The organism is Saccharomonospora saliphila YIM 90502 (assembly GCF_000383795.1).
In the GTDB taxonomy this organism is placed as follows: Bacteria; Actinomycetota; Actinomycetes; order Mycobacteriales; family Pseudonocardiaceae; genus Saccharomonospora; species Saccharomonospora saliphila.
The window spans coordinates 1-2,976 of record NZ_KB912666.1 but is presented as its reverse complement, the minus strand read 5'-3'; the positions used below and the strand labels follow the sequence as shown (position 1 = coordinate 2,976).

The window sequence follows — 2,976 nt, the reverse complement described above, 5'->3', positions numbered from 1 at the left end:
GCGCTCGCCGTCGGCGTGACCACCGGCCCCTGCGACCGGGCCGAGTTGCTCGACGCGGGCGCGGACGTCGTGCTCGGCTCGCTGGCCGAGTTCCCCGCCTGGCTCGCCACCGTTCAGGCTCGCGCCGCCGACGGTGTGTCCGGTGTCACGGGCGACGGTGTTCGCGCACGAGGGAGATGAGGCCCAGCGCCAGGCCCAACGGCGTCACCACACCGGCGAACGCGGACAGCCACACCGGCAGGTCCGACAGTCCCGCCGCGAACAGGACGAACACCGCGACCACGGCCACCATGCCGAGCGCGAACAACCCGATGCCGACCCGCATCAGCCACGTCTTTCCCGTGGCGGTCGAACCCTTGTCGTGGACAGCGGTCTCCATGCCGGACATCTTAGAGCGACGCGATCACCTTCGCCGTGACGCGTCCGGCGAGATAGGCTTGTCCGGTGCGCGTCCTGGGTACGCCTGGGGCGCGTTCGTCGTGCGAGGCCGCCGGTGGGGGCGGAGTTGCAGGAGAGCGAAGGAACGGTGAGGGCAGTGCCGACCGGCAAGGTCAAGTGGTACGACGCGGACAAGGGGTTCGGCTTCGTCACGCAGGACGGAGGCGAGGACGTCTACATCCGCAAGTCCGCGCTACCGCAGGGTGTGGAAGCCCTCAAGGCCGGTCAGCGCCTTGAGTTCGGGGTCGCGGACGGCAAGCGCGGTCCGCAGGCGCTCTCCGTGCGGTTGCTGGACCCGCCGCCGTCGGTGGCCGAGGCGCGGCGCAGGCCCGCCGAGGAACTGCACGGCATGGTCGAGGACATGATCAAGCTGCTTGAGGCGCGGGTGCAGCCGAACCTGCGCAAGGGCCGCTACCCGGAGCGCAAGTACACCAAGCGCATCGCCGAGGTGATGCGCGCGGTGGCCCGCGACCTGGACCCGTGACGCCTGTCCCGGCCCGTGTGCGGCACCGCCGCGCGGGGGTGCGCCGGGGCTCAGGAGGGCTGGATTCGCAGCGACCACACCGCGCGGGCGACGAGCTGAGGCTCCCCCGCCTCGTCGAGGATGGGGTCGCCCTGCGCGTCGGCCGCGTAGGCCGCGCCGAGCTGCTGCACCTCGACCACGAGCAACTGGTCGCCGGGCGCCTCGGGCAGCGCGGTGTAGGCGTGCCGCTCGCCGCTGGTGAACACCTCCTGGCGCACCGGCTGGGGTCGCCCCTGGTCGTCGAGGTACTGGATGTTGACCACCCACGGCGTCCGCGCGACCTCGCTGGGCACCGACACCTGCACGGGCATGCCCGGCCGCACGTCCAGTGTCGCGGGTTCGCCCCGGGTCGGTTCGCACGAGGTCAGTAGCGCGTCGCAGTACCGCAGCGGTGCGGCGCGCTCGGTGTCTCCGTCGGCGAAGAACGTGACCTCGGGCTGGGGCGGGGCCGAGCATCCCGCCACGGCCGCCACGGCACCGGCCAGCAGCGCCACCCGCGCTACTACTGAACGTCGCATGTCGGCGAGACTACGAGTCGCCTCCCACGGGCGCGGCCTCGGGTCGCCCCGCACGGGCGCGACGGCGCGTGGGCAGCATCGACGATCCGGACCGGGCCAGCCAGGTCTGCGTGAGCCCGAGGGCGAGCAGTACCGAGATCACCAGGAACCCGATCCAGTACGTCGGCGGGAGCAGCAGGCCGACCGCGCCGCCGGAGACCCACGCGAGCTGGAGCACCGTCTCCGACCGCCCGAACGCCGAGGCCCGGGATTCCTCGGGCATGTCCTGCTGGATCACCGCGTCGAGGCTGTTCTTGGCCAGCGCGCTCGCCGTCGCGCCGACAAGGCCGACCAGCGCCGCCGTGGCCAGACCGGACAGCACCGCGGCGACGACGGTGGACAGCAACGCGCCCGCGAGGCAGCCGACGATCACCTGGTCGGGCTTGCCGAAGTGCAGACGGGACCCGAGCGCGTTGCCGAGGAACCCGCCCGCCCCGGCCGCGGCGCCGATCACGCCGAGCAGCAGCAGTTGCACGAACGGACTCTGCTGTTCGGTCTCGGTCTGCGCCTTGACCGCGAACGCGGCGAACATCATGAGGAAGCCGGTGAGCACCCGGACCGACCCGTTGCCCCACAGCGCGACCACGACGTGCCGCCCCATGGGCGCGCGCTTGGACACCGCGGGCCGTGCCGTGCGCAGCGACGCGGGCACCTCGCCCTCGGTCACCTCGACCCAGGCCGGAATGCGCATCGCCTGCGCCGCCCCCGCCGCGCAGAGCACGGCCGTGAACCACAGCGCCCCCGCCGAACCGAACGCCCAGTTGAAGCCGCTGGCGACCGCGCCGAACGCGCCGCCCGCCGCCAGCCCGAACACGGCGAGCCGGGCGTTGGTCGTGGACAGGCCGATCTCCGGGGGCAGCACTCTGGGTGTGACGGCCGCCTTGAGCACCATGAACGACTTCGACAGCACCATCTTGCCCAGCGCGGCCGGGTAGAGCATCCAGGTGTCGAAGTTCAGCGCCATGACCACGCACATGAGTGCCTGCCCCACCGAGGCGACGCACATCGCCAGCCTGCGGCCGCGCTGGATGCGGTCGAGCGCGGGGCCGATCACGGGCGCCACCAGCGCGAACGGGGCGATCGTGATGAGCAGGTAGAGCGCCACCTTGCCCCGGCTCTCGCCGCTGCTGGCGGCGAAGAACAAGGTGTTGGCCAGTGCCACCGCCATCGCGGCGTCACTGGCGTAGTTCAGCATCACCGCGTAGGTCAGCGAGGTCAGGCCCGACTTGTCGGCGCCGTCGGCCTTCGTCGCGCGCTGGAACGCCGCGACCGCGTTCCCGCCGAGTTCACGCCCGCGGAGTGCCGCGACCCGGGTGACGGTGAGCTTCTTGGGCATGCGGGCAGGGGCCTCGGCCGCGTCGAACCCGTGCCGGGTCGTGGTCTCGTCCCGCGATTCCGGCGCGTCGAACGCCGCGCGCCGCTGGCCGGGGGCGTAACCGCCGGTGTCGTAGCGTTCGT

4 protein-coding genes and 1 pseudogene are annotated in these 2,976 nt (G+C 72.5%); 2 read left to right on the top strand and 3 right to left on the bottom strand.

Features of this window, described 5'->3' with window-relative positions:
- A pseudogene (locus tag SACSA_RS26760) lies at positions 1 to 180 on the top strand (HAD family hydrolase); the annotation flags it as partial.
- On the opposite strand, the gene SACSA_RS0110695 reads toward SACSA_RS26760, so the two are convergent.
- Positions 146 to 379: a hypothetical protein gene (locus SACSA_RS0110695; protein WP_019815769.1), complete on the bottom strand. Its 234-nt coding sequence runs from the start codon at positions 377 to 379 to the stop codon at positions 146 to 148. The pseudogene SACSA_RS26760 and the gene SACSA_RS0110695 overlap by 35 nt on opposite strands.
- A gap of 156 nt (positions 380 to 535) precedes the next feature.
- Between SACSA_RS0110695 and SACSA_RS0110690 the strand changes: the two genes are divergently transcribed.
- The gene (locus SACSA_RS0110690; protein ID WP_019815767.1) at positions 536 to 922 is read left to right on the top strand and encodes a cold-shock protein; all 387 of its coding nucleotides are present in this window, start codon (positions 536 to 538) and stop codon (positions 920 to 922) included.
- A 50-nt stretch (positions 923 to 972) separates the two neighbouring features.
- Here SACSA_RS0110690 and SACSA_RS0110685 read toward each other — a convergent pair whose 3' ends face one another.
- Positions 973 to 1,479: a DUF2771 family protein gene (locus SACSA_RS0110685; protein WP_028661765.1), complete on the bottom strand. Its 507-nt coding sequence runs from the start codon at positions 1,477 to 1,479 to the stop codon at positions 973 to 975.
- A 10-nt stretch (positions 1,480 to 1,489) separates the two neighbouring features.
- A partial coding sequence (locus SACSA_RS0110680; protein ID WP_019815764.1) for an MFS transporter occupies positions 1,490 to 2,976 on the bottom strand: 1,487 nt, incomplete at its 5' end.